At 38.5% G+C, this 19908-nt stretch carries 21 protein-coding genes; all 21 read right to left on the bottom strand.

Annotated features, from left to right (window positions below; translation table 11 throughout):
* Positions 1-4 precede the first annotated feature (4 nt).
* The 21 genes from fliF to rimM all read right to left on the bottom strand — a co-directional run bounded on the left by fliF (position 5) and on the right by rimM (position 19901).
* Positions 5-1603: a flagellar basal-body MS-ring/collar protein FliF gene (gene fliF / locus LG273_RS08915; RefSeq protein ID WP_404459243.1), complete on the bottom strand. Its 1599-nt coding sequence runs from the start codon at positions 1601-1603 to the stop codon at positions 5-7.
* Positions 1604-1760: 157 nt separating this feature from the next.
* Positions 1761-2054, bottom strand: a complete 294-nt coding sequence (gene fliE / locus LG273_RS08910) for a flagellar hook-basal body complex protein FliE (RefSeq protein ID WP_379561078.1) — start codon at positions 2052-2054, stop codon at positions 1761-1763.
* Between the two features lie 20 nt (positions 2055-2074).
* The gene (flgC, locus tag LG273_RS08905) at positions 2075-2533 is read right to left on the bottom strand and encodes a flagellar basal body rod protein FlgC (protein ID WP_379561077.1); all 459 of its coding nucleotides are present in this window, start codon (positions 2531-2533) and stop codon (positions 2075-2077) included.
* Positions 2534-2535: 2 nt separating this feature from the next.
* Complete coding sequence (gene flgB / locus LG273_RS08900; protein WP_379561076.1) at positions 2536-2931, bottom strand: flagellar basal body rod protein FlgB; 396 nt, start codon at positions 2929-2931, stop codon at positions 2536-2538.
* A gap of 471 nt (positions 2932-3402) precedes the next feature.
* Entirely contained in the window at positions 3403-4182 is a 780-nt protein-coding gene (gene codY, locus LG273_RS08895) for a GTP-sensing pleiotropic transcriptional regulator CodY (protein WP_379561075.1), read from the bottom strand.
* Positions 4183-4210: 28 nt separating this feature from the next.
* Positions 4211-5605 (bottom strand): HslU--HslV peptidase ATPase subunit, encoded by a 1395-nt coding sequence (gene hslU / locus LG273_RS08890; protein WP_379561074.1) that lies wholly within the window; start codon positions 5603-5605, stop codon positions 4211-4213.
* 17 nt (positions 5606-5622) lie between these two features.
* Positions 5623-6168 (bottom strand): ATP-dependent protease subunit HslV, encoded by a 546-nt coding sequence (hslV, locus tag LG273_RS08885; protein ID WP_404459238.1) that lies wholly within the window; start codon positions 6166-6168, stop codon positions 5623-5625.
* A 14-nt stretch (positions 6169-6182) separates the two neighbouring features.
* Positions 6183-7103, bottom strand: a complete 921-nt coding sequence (gene xerC, locus LG273_RS08880; RefSeq protein WP_379561072.1) for a tyrosine recombinase XerC — start codon at positions 7101-7103, stop codon at positions 6183-6185.
* A gap of 381 nt (positions 7104-7484) precedes the next feature.
* Positions 7485-7799, bottom strand: coding sequence for a hypothetical protein (locus LG273_RS08875; protein ID WP_404459236.1), 315 nt, complete (start codon positions 7797-7799; stop codon positions 7485-7487).
* 310 nt (positions 7800-8109) lie between these two features.
* Positions 8110-10188, bottom strand: a complete 2079-nt coding sequence (gene topA, locus LG273_RS08870) for a type I DNA topoisomerase (protein WP_379561070.1) — start codon at positions 10186-10188, stop codon at positions 8110-8112.
* Positions 10189-10472: 284 nt separating this feature from the next.
* Positions 10473-11390, bottom strand: coding sequence for a DNA-processing protein DprA (gene dprA / locus LG273_RS08865; RefSeq protein ID WP_404459234.1), 918 nt, complete (start codon positions 11388-11390; stop codon positions 10473-10475).
* A gap of 52 nt (positions 11391-11442) precedes the next feature.
* A complete protein-coding gene (gene sucD / locus LG273_RS08860; RefSeq protein WP_404459232.1) occupies positions 11443-12345 on the bottom strand; it encodes a succinate--CoA ligase subunit alpha in 903 nt (300 codons plus the stop codon).
* A gap of 35 nt (positions 12346-12380) precedes the next feature.
* Entirely contained in the window at positions 12381-13541 is a 1161-nt protein-coding gene (sucC, locus tag LG273_RS08855) for an ADP-forming succinate--CoA ligase subunit beta (RefSeq protein WP_379561067.1), read from the bottom strand.
* Between the two features lie 103 nt (positions 13542-13644).
* Positions 13645-13917, bottom strand: a complete 273-nt coding sequence (locus tag LG273_RS08850; RefSeq protein ID WP_379561066.1) for an EscU/YscU/HrcU family type III secretion system export apparatus switch protein — start codon at positions 13915-13917, stop codon at positions 13645-13647.
* Complete coding sequence (locus tag LG273_RS08845) at positions 13914-15644, bottom strand: hypothetical protein (RefSeq protein ID WP_379561065.1); 1731 nt, start codon at positions 15642-15644, stop codon at positions 13914-13916. The genes LG273_RS08850 and LG273_RS08845 overlap by 4 nt, the downstream gene beginning before the upstream one ends.
* A 24-nt stretch (positions 15645-15668) precedes the next feature.
* Positions 15669-16430 carry a ribonuclease HII gene (locus LG273_RS08840; protein ID WP_379561064.1) on the bottom strand — a complete coding sequence of 254 codons (762 nt, stop codon included), beginning with the start codon at positions 16428-16430 and terminating at the stop codon, positions 15669-15671.
* Positions 16431-16546: 116 nt separating this feature from the next.
* The gene (ylqF, locus tag LG273_RS08835) at positions 16547-17395 is read right to left on the bottom strand and encodes a ribosome biogenesis GTPase YlqF (RefSeq protein ID WP_379561062.1); all 849 of its coding nucleotides are present in this window, start codon (positions 17393-17395) and stop codon (positions 16547-16549) included.
* A 7-nt stretch (positions 17396-17402) separates the two neighbouring features.
* Positions 17403-17960: a signal peptidase I gene (gene lepB / locus LG273_RS08830; RefSeq protein ID WP_379561061.1), complete on the bottom strand. Its 558-nt coding sequence runs from the start codon at positions 17958-17960 to the stop codon at positions 17403-17405.
* Positions 17961-18144: 184 nt separating this feature from the next.
* Positions 18145-18489, bottom strand: a complete 345-nt coding sequence (gene rplS / locus LG273_RS08825) for a 50S ribosomal protein L19 (protein ID WP_379561060.1) — start codon at positions 18487-18489, stop codon at positions 18145-18147.
* Positions 18490-18645: 156 nt separating this feature from the next.
* Positions 18646-19386 carry a tRNA (guanosine(37)-N1)-methyltransferase TrmD gene (trmD, locus tag LG273_RS08820; RefSeq protein WP_404459228.1) on the bottom strand — a complete coding sequence of 247 codons (741 nt, stop codon included), beginning with the start codon at positions 19384-19386 and terminating at the stop codon, positions 18646-18648.
* Positions 19386-19901, bottom strand: coding sequence for a ribosome maturation factor RimM (gene rimM, locus LG273_RS08815; RefSeq protein WP_379561057.1), 516 nt, complete (start codon positions 19899-19901; stop codon positions 19386-19388). Before rimM ends, trmD begins: the two co-directional genes overlap by 1 nt.
* Positions 19902-19908 lie beyond the last annotated feature (7 nt).

Genomic DNA, 19908 nt, shown 5'->3' with positions numbered 1-19908 from the left:
CCTCCTAGTCTTCCCCAATCCAGCTTCGTAATAATTTCGCAAAATCTTCCGGCTTATCTTTAGCAATTTTTTCTAATTGCTTTTTGCGAACTTCTGACTCTGTTTGTTCCTGTTCAGGTAAATCTGGTATTTCCGCAGGAACTTCTTCATCAATATAACTTTCTTCAATAATTTCCTCTTCTTCTCCGCGATTACGAAGGAGTAATACAACTAACACAATAATAATAAGCAACAATAAGCCTCCTGCAATATACATCCATAGTGAAATACCTGATGAGGTCGGGGCATTATTAGAAGCTTGCTTTCCGTTAAACTCCTGGAAAGTAATGGATACGTTCTCCTCTGGAGCAGCGTCTTCAAATTCAGCGTTAATCGATGTGTTTATAACCGAATTTAAGATAGATGAAATCCCTTCTTCTACTGTGTCTTGCTCCTGCTGTGTTAGGTACTCTGCTGTTTCGCCATCTTGATTTTTAACATTGTTTACTGCAACTTGAATCCCTAAATCTCTCACTTTATATGGACTTTCCACGATCTCTCTTTGAATTCGATTATATTCATTGTTTACTGTTTCCTTAACAAGCTCATAATCACCATTTTCGCCTTCTTCTACACCTTGATAATTAGCAATATCCTCTTCTCCAGCTCCTGCAGTACCACCAACTGGAGGGTTTCCGGTGTAGGTTTCCTGAATGGTTTCAACACTAACTGGCAAGCCTTCCATATTTTCTTCGTCTGCCGGCTGTACAAGGTTTTCTGTTCTATTTTCCTGCGTAAAATCAATATCTGAAGTTACAGAAACAATAACATTTTCCCCACCGACCATTGCGCTTAGCATTTGCTGTAGACGTTTTTGAATATCTCGTTCTATGTCATTTTTTACGGATTGCTGATATGTATGGGCATCCTGTGAGCCACCAGCTGTCTGACTGTTTCGATCATAGTATTCAAAGTACTGATTCATAATTACGATATTTTCTTCAGGTAAATTGGGAACTGCTTTTGATACTAAGTGATATAATGATTCTATTTGATTTCCTTGAAATTGGTATCCTGGCTTCGTGTTTACTACAATGGAAGCACTGGCCGTTTGAGCTGTGTCACTAACAAAAACTGGATCCTCTGGCATATTGATCATCACTTCTGCATTTTCAATACCATCGATCCCCTTCATCAAGTTAGCAAGCTCTGTTTGCATTGCGTCAAGTTTCATTACATCAAACTCATTATCGGTAACACCCCAGGACGCATTTTCACTAAAAAAGGAATAGTCAATATTTCCACTGTTAGGTAATCCTTGTCCAGCAAGATCGACAAGTAGTGAGTCGACTTGTTCTTCTGATACATGGATAGATGTCCCGCCCTGCTCTAATTCATACTGGACTCCTCTTGCCTCCAGCTCTGTTTTTATTTGTCCCACTTCCTGTAAAGAAAGGTTGCTGTATAACGGAACCATTTTGGGACCGGGTGATAAAAACAATATCCCACCAATCAGTAGGAAGACTAGTAAAACTGACCCGATAAAGACTCCTTTTTGCGTTCCAGAGCGCTTTTTCCAGAAACCAGACATTCTTTCTTTCCAGTTCATTATTTTCTCTTTCATATATTCCCCCACCATAGTGCCAAGATTGATTTACTTTTTATGTATGGTTATCGTATTTTTGCAAATTTTCCATGCTTACCTTGACCATAACAGCAAGTTTGTAAAATCTTTGTTAAGTATTACACAAGTGAATCCCTACCAATACAATAAAAACAAATTAAACTTGCATTCGCATTATTTCATTGTATGCATCTATCACTTTTCGCTGCATTTGCACACTTGTTTCAAGTGTAATGCTTGCTTTCTGGGCGGTAATCATGACATCATGTAAATCATCAATTTGGCCAGTTGCCAGGGCTTCCGTTTTTTGATCCGAAGCAATTTGGTGATCATTTACGTTATTAATTGCTGCTTTTAAAGAATTTGCAAAACTAGCCTGAGCTTGTCCTGGTGATAAAGCGGGTTTTGCAACTTGTTGCTGGATATTTCCTAAAGTTACGTTATTAATCATTTTCATAACTCCTACTTAAATTATTTGCCAATCTCTAATGCTTTCATTAGCATTCCCTTACTAGCATTTAACGAGGTTATATTCGCTTCATAAGACCTAGTCGCACTCATCAGATCAACCATTTCCTTTAAAGGATCAACGTTTGGCATTTCTACATAGCCGTTGTCGTTGGCATCAGGATGTGTTGGATCATAAACTAACTTAAATGGTGTCTCATCTTCCGTAATACCTGTAACTTTCACACCGTTCCCTGTAGCATTACTCGGGGAGGCTGTTGCTTTATGTAAAAAGGATTTGAAACTTCCCCCGTTAGGTTCTACGGATACCATTTTCCTCCTATAAGGATCATATTCTCCATTTTCATTCATTGTTGCTCTGGTTGTCTGCGCGTTAGCAATATTTGAAGAAACAACATCCATTCTTAGTCGCTGTGCAGTAAGGGCACTAGCACTCGCATTCATTGCATGGAAAATCGACATAATCAGCTACCCCCCTGTAAGATCTTTTGCAAGCTTCCAAACTTACCATTTATCCGGTCTACTAAAGCCTGATAATAGATTTGATTCTTAGCAAGTTCTGCCATCTCTTTATCAATATCAACGTTATTTCCATTACTATTGTAGGATGTGTTTTGCTTTGTAATTATTTGGAAAGATGAATCAGAAGTACCATCAAAAGGCATGTGGTTTTCATGCGTCCGTTTCGCTTGCACACCCGTAGACATTGTATTATGTAAAACATTTTTAAACACCGCATCTTTTGCTTTGTAGTTGGGTGTATCTACATTTGCTATGTTGTTTGAAATGGTTTGATTCTTTACTGACGCATACTTTAATGATTTCTCTAAAGTGGAAATCGTGCCTCCAAACAGGTTCATTGTAACCCTCCTTTGGCTGTTTTTCCCTAACGGCCATAAATATTCATATCATACGAATATTGTAATTTATAAAGTCTTCAAAGTCTATCACTTTTCGACATTTTCCTTATTAAGAACAAAATATAGTTAAATATAACTAGGTCTATTTTATCAATAAAATGCTCTTTTGATTATGAATTTTCGGTTATTTTCCTATTTTCTTCCTTCATCATTATTAAATAAGTCGAATTCACGCGAATTATAAACCCAATTACAACATTATTATACCAAATTACCTAGGACAAAAGCAGATGTAAATTATTCTATAAAAAACCGTATAAACTTAAATATAAAACCAATCCGTCTTTCTGTTAGATACAGGGAAGTTCAGTTTATTGATTTGCCCTCTGGTGAGATTCCATTTCTCTAACTTAAATCTTTACATAAAAAAGAAGCCTTATAAGATAAAAGTCTTATAAGGCTTCTTTATTTTTATCTTGAACGAAGTTTCTCTAGTTCCACAAGAAATTTGTTGTTTAGTACTTTAATATAGGTACCTTTCATACCAAGTGATCGTGATTCAATAACACCGGCACTTTCAAGCTTTCTTAATGCATTAACGATAACTGATCTGGTGATCCCAACGCGATCAGCAATTTTACTTGCTACAAGTAACCCTTCATTGCCATTTAATTCTTCAAAAATATGATCAATGGCTTCTAATTCACTGTATGATAGAGAACTAATTGCCATTTGCACTACAGCTTTACTGCGTGCTTCCATTTCAATCTCTTCTGTTTTTTCATGAAGGATTTCCATCCCTACTACAGTAGCTCCATATTCGGCAAGCAATAGATCATCATCACTGAAGCTATCTGTTAACCTACCAAGGATTAATGTACCAAGGCGCTCTCCACCTCCGATGATTGGTACGATAGTAGTTAATGCTGATTTGAATAGATCACGGTTCTCTACTGGAAAAACAGTTTGTGGACTGTCAATATCAAGGTTTGCAGTCGTTTCGTGAATATTAAATAATCCTTCTGTATATTCTTCTGGAAACTGTCTTTGCTCGAGCATGTCTTTCATACGCTCATTTTCAATTTCCTGGTTAATGGCGAATCCCAATAATTTACCTCTTCTGCTTAAAATGTACACATTCCCTTTGATTACATCACGCAGGGAAGCAGACATATCATTGAAGTTTACGGATTTCCCCGTAGCTTTCTGTAGCATTGCATTAATTTTTCTTGCACGTCCTAGTAGTTCCATTAATAATCCTCCATTCAGTTGTTTAATATTATAGTATAAATTGACTTAAGTCCTTGTTTTTTGCAATAGTACTTAGTTTTTCATCCACATAAGCAGGTGTTATTTCAATACGTTCCATATTAATGTCCGGAGCTTCAAATGATAGATCCTCTAACAGCTTCTCGAGAATTGTATGCAATCTTCTTGCCCCAATATTATCAGTCTCTTGATTCACTTGATAGGCTATTTCAGCCAACCTTTCTATAGCTTCGTCCGTAAAAACAACATTTATACCCTCTGTTTGCAACAGGGACGAATATTGTTTAAGTAAAGCATTTGAAGGTTCACGTAAAATACGTTGGAAATCTTCGACTGACAATTTATCTAATTCGACTCTGATCGGAAACCTACCTTGAAGTTCAGGTATTAAATCAGAAGGTTTCGCCATATGGAAGGCACCAGCTGCGATAAATAGCATGTGGTCTGTTTTTACAGGTCCATGTTTTGTCACAACAGTTGACCCCTCGACAATAGGAAGGATATCTCGTTGCACACCCTCACGCGAAACATTTGCTTGATTATCTTGCTTACCAGCCACTTTATCAATTTCATCAATAAAGAGTATCCCTGATTGTTCAGCACGCTCTACCGCAAGCTGGGATGCTTCCTCCATATCAATTAACTTCCCTGCCTCCTGCTGGGTTAAAACCTTCCGCGCTTCAGATACTGCTAGCTTTCTTTTTTTCTTTTTCTTAGGCATAAACTGACCAAAGGCATCCTGCATGTTCATACCCATTTGTTCCATTCCCGAACCTTGCAGCATATCAAACATAGAAGGAGGAAGTTCTTCTATTTCGATGGTCACCATATGATCTTCTAATTCCCCTAAAGCAAGCTGGTGCTCTACACGCTTTCGCTTACTTTTAATTTCATCATCACTTTCTTCATTGGTCTCACTCTTGTCGTTTTCCGTGTTATTAGAGAACAACATTTCAAAAGGGTTTTTCATGGAAGACTCTTTTTTCGCTTGGGGAACAAGTAATTTAACTAATTTCTTGTTCGCTTCCTCTTCTGCTTTCCCTTTTACCTCTATCATTTTTTCTTCTTTTACCATTCTAACTGACATTTCCACTAAGTCTCTGACCATGGATTCAACATCTCTTCCTACATAGCCCACTTCTGTGAATTTTGTAGCTTCCACCTTTACAAAAGGTGCGCCAACCAATTTCGCTAACCGTCTGGCGATTTCCGTTTTTCCTACTCCTGTAGGGCCAATCATGAGGATGTTCTTTGGTACAATTTCGTCTTTTATCGAGTCATCAAGTTGCATTCTTCTATAACGATTTCTTAAAGCCACTGCGACTGATCGTTTTGCACTATTTTGCCCGATAATATATTTATCCAATTGACCGACAATTTGTTTTGGAGTGTAATCTATACCCATCTTTTCAAAGGCCTCCTTTAATCAAGCACCTCTAAAGTTATTTGGTCATTCGTGTAAACACAAACTTCCCCGGCTATTTCCAACGCTGTTCTAGCAATTTCCTTTGCAGTTAAATGATCCGCTTTCCTTGCAAGCGCTCTTCCAGCACTTAAAGCATAATTCCCACCAGAACCTATAGCCAATATGCCATCATCTGGTTCAATTACTTCTCCAGTCCCAGAGACAAGAAACATATTTTCTTTGTTCATGACAATTAGCATGGCTTCCAATTTACGAAGGACTTTATCACTTCTCCATTCCTTCGCGAGCTCTACTGCAGCTCGAGCAAGATTTCCATTAAAAGCTTCAAGTTTACCTTCAAACTTTTCAAATAGTGTAAAAGCGTCTGCAACAGATCCTGCAAAACCGGCAAGGACTTGGCCACGAAATAATGTACGTACTTTCTTAGCTTTATGTTTCATTACAACTGTATTGCCAAGCGTAACTTGCCCGTCACCACTCATTGCACATTGGCCGTTATGATTAATGGCAAAAATCGTAGTTGCATGCATCTCGTTCGCCAATTGAATCACCTCTTCTAATCATTTGGTTGACTATTTGCCCTCGGATGGTTCTCCATATAAACACTCCGCAAATAATCCTTTGTAACATGCGTATAAATCTGTGTAGAAGATAGATTTTCGTGTCCCAACAATTCCTGCACACTCCGTAAGTCAGCCCCTTCATTTAATAGATGGGTGGCAAACGTGTGACGCAATTTATGGGGATGAACTTGGACTGTTAAAGCAGCCTTTTCTACCATTTTATTTAGGATTAATCTCATTCCTCTTGCGGTTAAAGGATTTCCACGCGCATTTAAAAAAACAGCTTCGGATTGTTGTCCCGCCTTCTCCAACAACGCTGTTCGCCCTTCATTTATGTACGTTTCCAAGGCAACCTCTGCGAATCTTCCGAATGGAATGTACCGTTCTTTTCTTCCTTTACCGCGAACAAATATGGTACCAATTGAAAAATCAATATCCTGTAACCTTAAACCCTGGCACTCACTTATCCTCATGCCTGTAGCATAAAGAATTTCAATTAACGCTTGGTCCCTTTGCCCGGTGGGTTTTTGGAAATCATTAATCTCAAACAATTTTTCAAGTTCTTGTTTATACAAGAAGCCGGGAACAGGGCTATTTGTTTTTGGTAGAGAAATATGGACAAAAGGGTTGGAGAGAAATTCACCTTCTCTTTCCAAATACTTATAGAAACTTCTCATCGTAGAGATTTTACGGGATACAGACCTTCTGCTTAACTGTTTATTGTATAGCATCGTCAGATATATTCTTACAACTTTTTGGTCTACATCCCCCAGATCAATAATCCCCTCCCCCTGTAGAAATTCATAGAATGTTTCCAGATCATTCAGATAATATTTCACAGTATAAGGGGATGCATTTTTCTCAATCTGTAAGTAGGATGTAAATGCTTTTATTGCTTTATCGAAATCAAGCAAAACATCACCCCATTGATTAGCGAATAAATCATATCACAGAAAATCAGGGAGTGCAATAAATTTAACAAAATTGCAACAAAATTCTGAATTGAACTGTGAACGCAGTTGATTTTCAGGTATTATCTAACCTATTTAGTCCAAACAGCGCAACATTTTCAGTAACCTTTACTGTCAAGGCATTACACTTACCAAGGCGTAATTATATCGGTTTCCTAATAAAGAGTCAACAAACAACCCTTAAACTCATATTAAAAATTTTTTACAAAACCTATAATAGTTTGTTAGCGGTTTGACAAGGTCTATTAGCGGCCGATTTATAATGATTGGGACCCTCAACTTAAAAATAATTCATAACATTTTCATACCCATTATTTCCAGTTTTTAAGTTAATATTCCTAATTGGTTAATTTTTTCCTTTGTTTCCTTTGTTCCTAGATGATAGACAGTACGATATACTTTTATAAGGTGATCGTCATAGCTGTTTCTTTCATCATCCGCTCCCCATTCATCAAATGGCTTAGAAAGATATTCTATAGAATTCTTGGCATCCTTATTTTCTTTTTGGAAAAGTTCTTCTAACTCCTCTACCTCATCATGAGTTGCTCTAATCTCAAATTCTGCGGCTCTATCGGGAACAGATACTTTATTTATTTCTTTCTCCGTTATTTTCACGAAATACGTTTTTTTGTAATCCATCCGATAACCTCCTTCAGGTCTTATATTCTACTAGGCAATTCCCTGTTCCTCACAAATGGAAACACGATTTAATGTGGAACTAAGGTGTATTAGGCGAACAAAGCAATTTTATCCCGTTTTAAACTGGCAGTATGACCTCCACAAAAAAGGGAGAAGCAATCAAGCATTTTAAGTGTGTGATCAATTGCAAGTAAATATCTGATTCGTTCAACTTCATACGCTACAATAAATAGAAAAAGCTGCTCGCATAAAAAACGAACAGCTTTGGATGACCTATATAACTTTTTAACACTTTACCTTGTTGCGATATTTAGTTCTGAGCAGATTCTTTATAATCACAATTTGTACATTGAATCTGAGTTTCTTTCTTATTTTTCTTCTCGACTAGTAAGGACTCACATTTTGGACAAGGTCTTGAGATCGGTTTATCCCAGGAAAGGAAATCACATTCAGGAAAGCGATCACAGCCATAGAACGTTCTTCTTTTTTTGGATTTTCTCTCCACGATATTTCCTTCTTTACATTTCGGACATTTCACACCAATCTCTTTAAGAATTGGCTTCGTGTTTCTACACTCTGGGAAATTGGAGCATGCAAGAAACTTCCCATATCTCCCCATTTTATAAACCATTTCATGCCCGCAGTTTTCACAGTCAATGCCAGCTGGTTCATCGCGGATTTCTATTTTTTCCATTTCCTTTTCTGCTGTTTCCAGACGCTTTTCAAACCCTTTATAAAAACCATCAATGATCTCGATCCACTCTGTTTTCCCTTCCTCAATGGAATCCAAATCACCTTCCATTTTAGCAGTGAAATCTACATCAATAATCTCCGGGAAAAATTCTTCCACCAGTTCTAACACAATGGTACCAAGCTCTGTAGGTATAAAACGTTTATTATCAATCGTCACATACCCTCGACGTTGAATGGTATCCAAGGTTGGTGCATAGGTTGACGGTCTGCCTATTCCCAACTCTTCCATTGTACGAACAAGTCTTGCCTCTGTGTAGCGAGGTGGTGGCTGCGTGAAATGCTGGTTTGGTGTGATTTCTTCCGCTGTCACGGTCTGTCCTTCCTGGAGGTCTGGTAGAAACTTATCTTCTTCCTTTTTATTGTCATCTGTTCCTTCCACATATACCTTCATAAAACCTTTGAATTTTACTTTTGACCCCGTAGCTCGAAATTCAACTTTATTATTTAATAGATGGACGGTCATGGTATCTAATATAGCTGGAGCCATCTGGCTAGCAAGAAATCGTTCCCAAATTAATTTATATAGTCGTAATTGATCTCTTGATAAGACTGTTTTAAGCGATTTCGGGTTGCGCAGGGCAGAGGTTGGACGGATTGCTTCGTGTGCATCTTGTGCTCCTTCCTTTTTCTTGGTAGCTTTATTTGTTCCCAAGAATTCTTCCCCATAATTTTCTTGAATATATTCTTTTGCTTCCTGCTTTGCTGTATCAGAAATGCGCGTTGAATCTGTACGCATGTATGTGATAAGACCCGTAATACCGCCAGACTTCTTTCCTAAATCTATACCTTCATATAATTGCTGGGCCAACATCATGGTTTTCTTTGCTCGGAAATTAAGCTTTCTTGCTGCTTCCTGTTGAAGAGATGAAGTAGTGAAAGGCTGTGATGGATTTCTTTTTCTCTCTCTCTTATTCACTTTATCAACTGTAAACGATTTTTCCTTAAGCTTATTTATAATTTCTTTAACATCGGCCTCTGTCTTTAATTCTTGCTTTTTGCCGTCGATTCCATAAAAGGATCCATTAAAAAGTTCTTGCTCCTTTTGAAAGCTGCCTTCAATTGACCAATATTCTTCTGGCTTAAAGTTCTCTATTTCTTTTTCTCGATCAATAATCATTTTCACTGCAACAGACTGTACGCGTCCTGCACTAAGTCCTTTTTTAACTTTTTTCCAAAGTAGCGGACTAATGTTATAGCCTACAAGTCTATCCAGAATTCTTCTTGCTTGTTGTGCATCAACTAAATCAGTATCAATACTACGAGGATGTTTAAATGACTCCTTAATAGCTTCTTTCGTAATTTCATTAAATACTACTCGACACTTTGATGTCTCGTCTACGTTTAAAATATGGGCAAGGTGCCATGCAATTGCTTCCCCTTCTCTGTCGGGGTCGGCAGCTAGATATACTTTTTTAGCTTTTTTCGCCGCAGAGCGTAATTCTTTTAAAACATCACCTTTACCACGTATTGTAATATATTTTGGTCTGTATGCATCTTCAGTATCTACGCCCATCTGACTTTTAGGCAGATCACGTATATGTCCCATAGATGCTTTTACTTTATATTTTTTCCCCAAATAACGTTCAATCGTTTTCGCTTTTGCAGGCGATTCTACGATTACTAGATAATCTGACATTATATTTCCTCCCACAATGAGGTTACAACTAAAATAAATTGGAAATCTTCACTAATAGTAAATATATACACCACATTTGTCAAACATACAATTTAACGGAAGATGTAACTATGCCCCTTTTTTATCATTTTTTCTCATTTATCCCGCCTTCACTGGCAGTAAGACTCCCACTTCAAAAAAGCGGGAAGCAATCAAGCATTCTAAGTGGGGGATAAACTGCCAGTAAAGGTCCGATTCATTCAACTAATATTTGATAGGAGGTAACCCCCTCACCAAATGAAGTCTCACTTTATTAAAGTAAAATATTCTCCTTGAGCTTCCCAATCTTCAAGAATGGATGCCGCCCCCGTCACAAGCTTTGCACCTTCCTGTATCATACGATGACACCCTTTCGTTTGTGCGACTAGAGGAGATCCTGGAAGCGCATATACTTCTCTTCCCTGATCAAGCGCTTGGTCTACTGTTATTAATGTGCCGCTCTTTTCCGTGGCTTCGATGACTAGTGTGCCAAACGCCAAGCCACTAATTATTCTGTTTCTCTCTGGAAAATGATGCTTAGAGGCAGGCATAGAAGGAGGATATTCAGAAAGGACTATACCAGTTTTTCTAATCTTTGTAAATAAGGCTTGGTTTTCCATTGGATAGATATGGTGAAAACCACTCCCGAGAACAGCAATAGTTTTACCGCTTCCTTCTATCGTTATCTTATGTGCATAAGTGTCTATTCCTCTTGCCATACCACTTACAATCGCCCAACCTTCTTCAATTAATGGCTGAATCATAAGTTTTGTTTTGTCCCAAGCTTCTCTTGTAGGCTTTCTGGTCCCAATGACACTTAAGGAAGGAGAGTAATTCAATAAACGATGGTCACCTAATGCATATAAAACAAAAGGAGGGTCATTAATCATTCTTAAAACGGAAGGGTATTCATGATCAAGTATGGTAATAATGGAGCATTGGGTTTTATCCCGTTTGATTTGTTCAATAAGCGAGGGGTTATGGAGACTGTTATAAAGCAAGTGAGCTTTTCTTTCGGAGAATTGATATATTTGTATTAATTGTTCAGCGGTAAGCGAATAGATTTGTTTTAACTCGGAGTCCAAAGCAAGAATATGTTGAATAATACGCCTTGTAACCCCTTTACATCTTGATAAATGAATTAACCTGTCACTAATCCTGCTCAATTCACCACTTCCTTTCATGGAGAAAAAGCCCAGGAATTTCATTATCCCAGGGCTTTTTCATTACATTTTTTTAATGTGTTTTACATTTTTCTTTTAACCCATTCTCTTCTAAAACACGGATCATAGTCTCGCCCATTACAGCAGGAGTCTCTGCAACTTGAATTCCACATTCATTCATGATGCGGATTTTTTCATCTGCAGTTCCCTTACCACCAGAAATAATAGCACCAGCATGTCCCATACGTTTTCCTGGTGGTGCTGTAGCGCCGCCAATAAACCCGACAACAGGTTTTGTCATATTGGCTTTTACCCACTCTGCTGCTTCTTCTTCAGCAGTTCCGCCTATTTCACCGATCATAATCACGGCTTCTGTATCACTATCTTCATTAAATGCTTTCAGCGTATCAATGAAATCTGTTCCATTTACAGGGTCTCCACCAATTCCTACTGCAGTAGATTGTCCATAGCCTGCTTCAGATAATTGATGTACGGCTTCATACGTTAATGTACCAGAACGGGAAACAACTCCGATATGCCCTTTTTTGTGAATATATCCCGGCATGATACCAATCTTACATTCCTCAGGGGTGATAACACCAGGGCAGTTCGGTCCTACCAGACGAGTCTTCTTCCCTTCCATGTAACGTTTAACCTTTACCATATCCATAACAGGAATATGCTCAGTAATACATATAGCCAAATCCAATTCCGCATCAACAGCCTCTAGAATTGCATCTGCCGCAAAAGCTGCCGGAACGTAGATTACAGAAGCATTTGCTCCTGTTTCTTCAACAGCTTCTCTTACTGTATTAAATACAGGTACGCCTTCTACTTCTGTGCCACCCTTATTAGGAGTAACTCCTGCCACAATATTTGTTCCATACTCTAACATTTGCTTCGTATGGAATTTTGCTGTACCGCCGGTAATCCCTTGCACAACTACCTTTGTATCTTTATTTACAAATACACTCATACATGTCCGTCCTTTCTATGCAAACTATTACGTTTTTATTTTACTAGAGAAACAATTTTCTCAGCGCCATCTGCCATCGAACCAGCAGAGGTAATATTTAAACCTGACTCTTCGAGAATCTTCTTTCCTAATTCAACGTTTGTTCCTTCTAGACGAACAACAAGTGGAATTTCCAATCCTACTTGTTTAGTTGCTTCCACAACACCTTCTGCGATGACATCACATTTCATAATTCCACCGAAGATATTAACAAAAATGCCTTTTACGTTGGCATCAGAAAGGATAATTTTAAATGCTTCTGTTACCTTTTCTGCAGTAGCACCGCCCCCAACATCAAGGAAGTTGGCGGGATCTCCACCATAATGCTTAATGATATCCATCGTAGACATAGCAAGCCCAGCACCGTTTACCATACAGCCAATATTCCCGTTTAATGAAATATAGCTAAGGTCGTATTTGCTTGCCTCTATTTCCTTTTCATCCTCTTCGTCAAGATCGCGCAACTCTTGCACGTCTTTTTGACGGAATAAAGCGTTATCATCAAAATTAAGTTTTGCGTCAAGAGCAAGGACATTTCCGTCCCCTGTTGTAACTAATGGATTAATCTCAGCAATTGAACAATCTTTTGCTACAAATGCGTCATAAAGCGCCATCATAAATTTTACGGCTTTACCCATTAATTCATCCGGTATATTAATGTTAAATGCTAGTCTTCGAGCCTGATAGCCTGATAGACCCACTACTGGATCGATTACCTCTTTAAAAATCTTCTCCGGTGTAGCCTCTGCTACTTCCTCGATCTCTGTTCCACCCTCTTCAGATGCCATCATAACAACACGAGAAGTGGCACGATCAAGCACGACCCCAACATAATATTCTTTTTTAATATCACAGCCCTCTTCAATAAGCAAGCGTTTTACCTCTTTGCCTTCAGGACCTGTTTGATGTGTTACTAAAGTTTTACCAAGAATCTCGTCAGCGTATGTACGCACTTCATCCAAGCTTTTGGCAACTTTAACCCCGCCCGCTTTACCACGGCCGCCAGCATGGATTTGAGCTTTAACCACTGTGACGTCAGTACCTAACTTTTCTGCAGCTTCTACAGCTTCATCAACTGTATAGGCAACATACCCATTAGGAACGCTTACACCATACTGACGCAAAACATCTTTGCCTTGATATTCATGAATGTTCATCCTTCATCCTCCCATCAAATTTCACTGCAGTTCCATTGTATTAAAAAAAAGAAACTTTCACAAGAATAATAGAATACTTGCTGTTACAATATTCCAAATGGGCTTACGATTCTTCAAGCTTACGATCCACTCGATAAACAAAAGCGAATACTTCTGCTACAGCTTGATATAACTCTTCAGGTATTGCTTCGTTTATATTTAGCTCTGCCAAAATTTCTACCATTGAACTATCTTCCAGTATTGGCACTTGATGTTCTTTCGCTTTCTGGATAATCGCTTCCGCTGTCATCCCTTTACCTGAAGCAGAAACAATGGGCGCAGTACCTCTTCGTTCATCATACGATAGCGCTGCTGCTTTTTTACGTTTTTCCATCATATTTTGTAATCCACTCCTTGATAGGGGCTACTGTATACTGACTGCTGTTTCGCCACCACCTGTTCTTCCTGTCTTACAGGCTTAAACATTACGCTGGATAATTGATAGTCTAGTTGAGCTAGTCCAGTCTTTAGAACAGATTGGTAGTCTTTTGCAATAGTCTTTAATGCCTGTTCCTTCTGATTGTAAACCGTAACCGAAACATTTCTATTTTGCACAGTCATATCTATAATAGTTTGCTTTAAATTGGCCAGATCCAAATAGAATAGGACTCTACAATGACTTGCATCTATTTCACCCGTATTTGTTTTTCTACCTTCAAATTCAAGTTGCATATCTGTTAATAGTCCTATTTTTTCACCGGGAATTTGCAAGCTTGCATACATAAGATTACCTGTATCCTGTACAGATTGTAATTGAAGGCCATTTATAAAATGGATTAGCTGCCTACTTTGCTCCGATGTGTTGGAATCAGCTTGCTGGATTAGCTGTAGGAGAGCTCCCTTTATCGTGGATTGGTGCTCGGCTATATCATTTGCCACATTATGCTCGTAAGCTATCCCTGTCGACGAGATAGTGTGCTTAAGATGTTGCAGAAAATGCTCTTTGGGAAAGTTCGACATAAGAAAATTAACATCACGCAACAATTTAACGGAGCTCTGCAAATCCTCCGGTATAGAAGCAGTGGCATTTAACATAAACTGATAGAGTTGTGAAAGGTTTTGTTGATTATTTTTGACCAGCGATGAAAGCGTAAAATTAGATTCTTCCGGTAAGTAGGGGAGAATTGTTTTGTTAACTTGTTCACTTAATTCTGAAAAAAGATTCATTCCTATATTATGGTTGCTTTTCACCGCCTGGCTTAAACTTTGCCCAAAGCGTTCTATAATAAGTTGCGCATTTTGTTGTATAACTTGCCTGTTCTCATTTACAAGCTGCAGATTTCGCAATTGACGTTCAGAAAGCTGAAAAGGATTCTCTTGTTCATGATTTGCAATGGATGCTTTCCATGTACTATATTCTGTCTCAGGAGCAATTGCGCCTGATAGTTTCAACATATAAAAAAGGTTTTGTTGATGCGTTGCTTCACCCATTAATAGATTTTTGGCTGATGAAATAGTGGAATTTTCTCCTAATAAGGCTTGCATACTTTGACGTATATGTGACTGAATATCTTGACGGTTCAGCTCTGGTAGAACATTGGATAATTTTTCCGACAGTGTTGAGTTGGACACAGTCTGAAGTGCTTGTAAAACATTTTTTGTAATGGGCAAGCGATTGGCGATCATATCTACTAACAGATTTGATACAACCTGTTTATCTTTCCTGCCATCAAGCAACTGAAATGACTGAACAAGCTGGGTCCTTTCAAAAGGAACATTTTTCATAACGAGTTGCTGAAGAAAAGCAATGTTTCGTTTAGACGTTTTTAGACCGAGCTGTTGTAAAAGTTGAGAAATGTTTAGTTGCTCCTGTTGATGTAGTTGTTCCCCAATTACTTTTAACCGAATAACAGGATCTGTTGCTTGCACCATAAAATGGTACTTACCTCCAGCAGAAAGGGAAGCCTCTAATTGAGCAATCATTTTCTGAGGTCCAAGCTGTATTTCAGCCTTATTATTCGGATAAAGTTTGGCAATACTTCCTTTAAGAATTTGTCCAGGCTTCATAACATCCGGTGTTGGTTGCAAGACGCGGCTGTTTTGCCCTACTTTTTGAATGCTCAATGGATTCACCTCCTAGTTCACGCTTTAATTGCTTACAGGTGCAAAAGATCTTCGATGAAATGGTGTTGGCCCCTCATTTTTTAATGCCTCTAAATGTTGCTTTGTACCATATCCCATATTGGAAGCAAAATGAAAGTTTGGATACTTAAGGTCCAACTCTTTCATATAACGATCTCGCGTAACTTTTGCTAGTATACTAGCGGCCGCAATCGAGATACTTCTAGAGTCACCTTTTATAATTGACTTTGTAGGACAATCTACTTCTTCTAGTGGCATCGCATCTACCAGAACGAAATCTGGTCGGGGCTTTATTTGTTCAATCGCTTCTAGCATAGCGAGCTTTGTTGCTTGATAAATATTCACTTTATCAATTTCGTCATTATGTATAATCCCTACTCCATAGCCAATCGCGTTCTTTTTTATAATCTCATAGTAGCTCTCTCTTGTTGCTTCGTTTAATTGTTTAGAATCGTTTAGACCCAACAATGTAAAATCCTGCGGCAAAATAACGGCTGCTGCAACTACAGGACCGGCAAGCGGCCCTCTACCGACTTCGTCGACCCCGGCGATATTTGTATAGCCATCCTGCCAGCAATCTTGCTCAAATTCTGACATGACTGCAAATTGCTGCTTCAGTTTTCGTATTTTCTCCTGTTTTAAATCAACACGTTTTAGAAGTGCTTGGACACCTTTACGATCATCCTCGCGCATCTCCATTATAATTTGATCTGTCAGTTTATCTTCATTAAACATTTGCTTTAGTAGCGTAATTGAATGCTTTGCCATTATGTATACCTGCTTTCTTTCTTATATCGGTTAGCTACGATGTAAAATTTAGTTGATTTAATGCTCTAGATTATCGTAAAGCAATGAAAAAGACATGCATCAATTGATGTATGTCCTTATCCTTCTGGGGTCTCTAATGTTATATTCCCTAGTCTTCCTGTGCGTAAGTCGCGAATCACCAAGTCTGATACCTTATCAATATTAACGTGTCCACCACTTTCCAAAGCGCCTCGTTGCTTTCCTATGGCTACAAATATTTCCCACATATCTTCCATTTCCCGGTCAATTGGATATCGTTCTTCTAATCTTTCCGGGTAATGCTTTTGTAAGTAAGTAATAACGAAAGCCACTATATCCTGCATGGAAAGCAGTTGATCTTTTATTGTCCCTATGGCCGCAAGTCTATAACCAACAAGTTCATCCTCAAACTTCGGCCACAAAATACCTGGTGTATCTAGCAATTCAAAATCATTTTTCACTTTAATCCATAATTGCTGTTTTGTTACACCTGGTTTATCACCCGTTTTAGCAATTTTTCTGTTAGCAAGCCGATTAATCAAAGTTGATTTTCCAACATTCGGTATACCGACAATCATCGCTCTAGATGGTCTGGGTTGAATACCTTTTTTCATAAGTCTATTTAGCTTTTCTTGGCCAAGTTCTTTTGCAAGCTGGATAACTCGTTTAATGTCAGCTTTTTCATTAACGTTGATAGCTACTGCTGGAATGGATCTCTCTTTAAAATACGAAATCCAGTTTTCAGTCTGTTTATTGTCTGCTAAGTCTTTCTTCATAAGCACGACCATTTTGGATTTTTGCTGAAGAACTTGGTGAAGCATTGGGTTTTGTGAAGATAACGGAGCACGGGCGTCCACTAATTCCATCACAAAGTCTACAAGTTTTAATTTTTCTTCTACTTCCCGGCGAGCTTTTGCCATATGACCGGGAAACCACTGTATGGGCATAATTTACCTACTCTCCCGAATTAATTATATCGATGCGATCAAACGGCCAGTAGCGCAGGCTTGTTTTTCCTACAACTTGATCCATAGGAATCGGGCCCAGAATCCGGCTGTCCGTTGAGTTACTTCGATTATCACCTAATACAAAAACATGGCCTTCCGGAACTGTTTCATATCCACCAGGGAGTTCCTCCAATTCAAAATCGTCCGTATACATTTCAGTCTGATCTGTCCAAAAAGGTTCCTCAACGGGTTCATCGTTTATGTAAAGGACATTATCCCTTACAGCTACCTGTTCTCCCGGAAGTCCAATGACACGTTTTATAAAATCCTTCTGTTCAGAGGCATGGAAAACGACAATATCAAAACGTTCTGGATCGCTAAAACGATAACTGATTTTATTAATAATCATTTGGTCCCTATCGTGCAAAGTAGGGAGCATGGAAGGTCCGTCCACTACAATTGGTGCAAACAAGAAGGTACGCACGATAAATGCTAACCCGAATGCAATTAATAACGCTTTTAACCAATCAAGCCATTCATTCTTTTTCTCTTTCTGCTTTCCCATCCAATCCCTCCATGCCTAAAAATCTATCTATGTCTTAACCATGTTTTGTAAATGATGCAAGCTTGCTAATGAATCTATCTATAGAATAAATTCTATACTTTCCTTTCTATAAAAGCAAAAAGGAGCTTGTGCATATTGCCAAGCTCCTTTCCAATCATTTTTGTTACAATAGCTGTATTCAGCTTTAGCGGCGTTCTTTAATACGTGCAGCTTTACCACGTAGATTACGTAGATAGTAAAGTTTCGCACGACGTACGATACCGCGACGAGATACTTCGATTTTATCAATACGAGGGGAATGTACTGGGAAAGTACGTTCAACACCTACACCGTAAGAAATTTTTCTTACAGTAAATGTTTCACTAATTCCACCGTTTTGACGTTTGATGACAACACCTTCGAATACCTGAATACGTTCACGAGATCCTTCCACAACTTTCACGTGGACTTTTACTGTATCTCCTGGACGAAAATCAGGATGATCCGTACGAAGCTGGTCTTTTGTAATGTCTTCGATTAATTTTTGCATCCTGTTACACTCCTTCCAAACCAATGCTCTTTCTCATTAGATGACAGCGGAACATCGTTTATAGTACTGAAAGTCGACACTTTTAGCACAACAATTAATATACCATAACCTCATAAAGACTTCAAGCTGTTTTCTAGTAAAAATTCTAGAAAAAGCCTAATCTTTTTCTTCATTTTGTAATTGCTTTATAAACTTAGCTTCATCTTCGGTTAGTTCTTTGCCCTTAAGCAGTTCTTTTCGTCGTTCAAATGTTCTTTTCAGCGCCTGCTGTTTGCGCCAGCTATTAATTTTTGCATGATCACCAGACAATAGAACATCCGGAACTTTCATCCCCCTAAAATCTGCGGGTCTTGTATAATGGGGATGCTCTAACAATCCGGTAGAAAAAGAATCCTGTGGAGCAGAGTCTTTATTACCTAATGCATCTGGTAATAAACGTATTACACTATCCATTACAACCATCGCACCAAGCTCCCCACCTGTTAACACATAATCTCCAATGGAAATTTCATCTGTCACAACATGTTCTCTTATTCGCTCATCAAAGCCTTCGTAATGCCCACAAATAAAGACGAGATGATCCTCTTCTGCCAATTCTTCTGCTTTTTTTTGGTTGTACGGTTCTCCCTGTGGGCACATTAGAATGACACGAGGCTTACTGGATCCTTTGGTGGTAATGTCCTCAACTGCATCGAAAATAGGTTGGGGAGTTAACACCATCCCAGCGCCTCCCCCGTATGGATAATCATCTACTTTGCTATGTCTATTCGTTGTATAATCCCTGAAATTAACCAGGTTATAAGAGAAAGCGCCTCTTTCATGTGCTCTCTGTAGAATAGAAGAATGAAAAACACCTTGAAACATTTCAGGGAAAAGCGTTAAAACATCAATATGCATTAGTCCAGCAGCCCTTCCATTGGTTCAATGATAACCTTTTTTTCCTGGATGGAAACTTCTTTTACGACATCTTCAATATACGGGATTAATAGGTCTCTTTCTTTATGACGTCTTATCACCCACACATCATTTGCGCCAGGGGATAAGATTTCTTTTATAACTCCTAGTGTTTCCCCGTGATTAGTTACTACTTCACAGCCTATAATTTCATGGTAGTAATACTCATTATTTTCTAGTTCAGTCAATTGCTCTTCAGAAATTTTAAGGTAGCCACCTTTAAATACTTCAACATCATTAATATTGCCATAGCCCTCAAATTGAACTAAGTCAAATCCTTTATGAATTCGATGTGACGCGATGGTTAATGCAACTGGCTCGCCTTTATCTTTTACTGCAAACACTTTATTGCCCACCGTAAATCGTTCCTCAAAGTCACTTATTCTTACTACTTTTACCTCGCCGCGTATACCATGTGTATTTACGATTTTCCCAATATTGTACAACTTCTGTTTCAACTAAATC

The organism is Oceanobacillus kapialis, assembly GCF_044790185.1.
Classification (GTDB): Bacteria; Bacillota; Bacilli; order Bacillales; family Amphibacillaceae; genus Oceanobacillus_B; species Oceanobacillus_B kapialis.
This window is presented reverse-complemented; position numbering and strand designations above follow the sequence as displayed.